The sequence below is a fragment of the Proteiniphilum sp. UBA5463 genome, from assembly GCF_002427225.1.
GTDB classification, from domain to species: domain Bacteria; phylum Bacteroidota; class Bacteroidia; order Bacteroidales; family Dysgonomonadaceae; genus Proteiniphilum; species Proteiniphilum propionicum.
The window spans coordinates 125,137-127,106 of sequence record NZ_DIQL01000025.1; the positions used below are offsets into that span (position 1 = coordinate 125,137).

The 1,970-nt window shown below is 34.2% G+C and carries 1 protein-coding gene and 1 pseudogene; both read right to left on the reverse strand.

The window, feature by feature from the left end; all coding sequences use genetic code 11:
• Position 1: 1 nt before the first annotated feature.
• Entirely contained in the window at positions 2-289 is a 288-nt protein-coding gene (locus tag B3B27_RS04475) for a hypothetical protein (protein ID WP_238867918.1), read from the reverse strand.
• Positions 290-836: 547 nt separating this feature from the next.
• Positions 837-1,202: pseudogene (locus tag B3B27_RS04480) on the reverse strand (nucleotidyl transferase AbiEii/AbiGii toxin family protein); the annotation flags it as partial.
• Positions 1,203-1,970 lie beyond the last annotated feature (768 nt).

Below are 1,970 nucleotides of genomic sequence, written 5' to 3' on the forward strand. Positions count from 1 at the left end.
GTCATTTTTGAGAGTCTTCTGTTGTATCCACAATTTCCCAGCCCGCATCCCTGAAATGGTTAATATCATCGCAAACATTTTCTTTTAAACAGGCAAAACAAAGCAAATGGGTTGGTCTGGAAAAACCCACATACATCATTTTCACCACTTCTTTAGTTCTTTTATACTCTCCACCATTATATTCGTGTTCTTGCTTGAATAGCGGGTTGTTTAAAATCCGTTTACCTCCTTTGGCTTTTACTTTTAACTTCTCAGTTTCATATTTATAAAAAGAAGTCTCAACATACATTGTTGCACAGTGAGTTTGTCCTTTTGATGAATGAACAGTCCCAATATCAATATTTATATGATTAGATGGGGCTGGTTCTGAATTTTCCTTTGTCGATACAATTAAGGGCTCGAACTCCTCTCCTAAAAAGTTTTGTTTCTGTAGTCAAAGCCAAATTAAACCAAACCTTAAAGTTGTTTCCAATAAATTGTTTAATGGCAGTGTATATTTCAGAGTAGTTTCTTTTTGTTGATAAAGAGTAGCTCCAGATATATAGGTCTTGCTTAAAGGAGTTGTAGTCTACTGGATTTGACTTAATTCTGTTAATCATATCTTTGTAAAACGATGGCGATGCTTTGAACCATTGGAACATAAAAACGATTAGGGGATCGACTCCTAACCGTTTTTGACCAACTAAAACTCAGGTCTCAGCATTACCCATTAGAAAAAAGGTGCCCAATTAACTATAAAAATAAAACCTGACACAGTTTAATTAACACATCCTTATTTTTCAAAATTCTATTATTCTCTTAGAATTCAATTTATTCATATAGTCATTTTATCAGATTTAAAACTTTATCATATCTGCTAACTGCAAAAAGTAATCATTCGACCAGATTTCCAACTCGTCCGAATTTTTAATAAATGGCAATACATCACGTTTAACCATTTTGATATCAGTAGTTGTTATCCGTTCTTTTAATTTGTCCAAGAATTGTTCTTTGCTCATCTCAATATAATCAAATTGTTTAATTCGCTCCTGCAAGTGATTAAAATTTAGTTTTACTCCATTTCTAACGTACCATTCAAAATCGTACCAATCACGCCCTTTTACCCTTTGTTTCCATTTACGGAACACCATAGCGTGCATTTTCCTTGCATATAAATCCGGTAATACAAAACAACGCGTCATAAATGAGTAAGGGAGCAACAAGGGAAAAATCCATATCAAACCGGATATCCTCTTCTAAATAAGTTTGAAGCAATTTTATGGAACGAAGTTGCAGTTTTGGGGTATAAGCAATTTGGTCGCATAACGCCTTTTCGGGCGAGGAAATCAGAAAAGCGTAATCATCTTGAACGACTGGCGAAATTCCAATTGAGTAATAATTCGCAGGACATGATATGTAACTAAACAGACCGAATTGGTTTTTAAAACTCCGGCTTCTCTTTAAGGTCATCGAGACCGTATTAAATACTCTTTCTGGTATTAATCCATAAAACCGTAACGCACTTTCCATTGATACATACGAAGGGCCATAGAGATGGTTGGCAATCAGCTCTGTAGATATGAGTTTTTTTGAGACTTGAGGAGAAACAATATACATTCCTCTCTTTAGTCGAATAATAGTACCCTGTTTTTCTAAATCGGAAATTTTATCGTTTAATGATTTATGAGCAGGATAAATACTTCGTAATGAGGTGTAATCTATCGGAATAATACCAAAATCGAGTAGGGAATTCTTAGAGTAATTATTTTTTACTTCGCTAATATAGCCATTATCTGCATAGTTAATCGACTTTTTCTCGATTTTCTATGTAAAAAGTTACATTTATTGTTAATCAAGGTATTTTACCAGTTCTTTTTTCATGTCTTCATCAATCTGTCTGTAACGATTAAAAGCCTTGCTGCCTTCTTTGTGTCCGCTTAATGCACCTACTAAATTGGGATCTTTAACTTGTGAACTGCACCCCAAAAGTT

Bases quoted from the DNA above. Each gene is read 5' to 3' on its own strand.
- B3B27_RS04475 (WP_238867918.1), bottom strand. From the start codon at position 289: ATGTATGTTGAGACTTCTTTTTATAAATATGAAACTGAGAAGTTAAAA.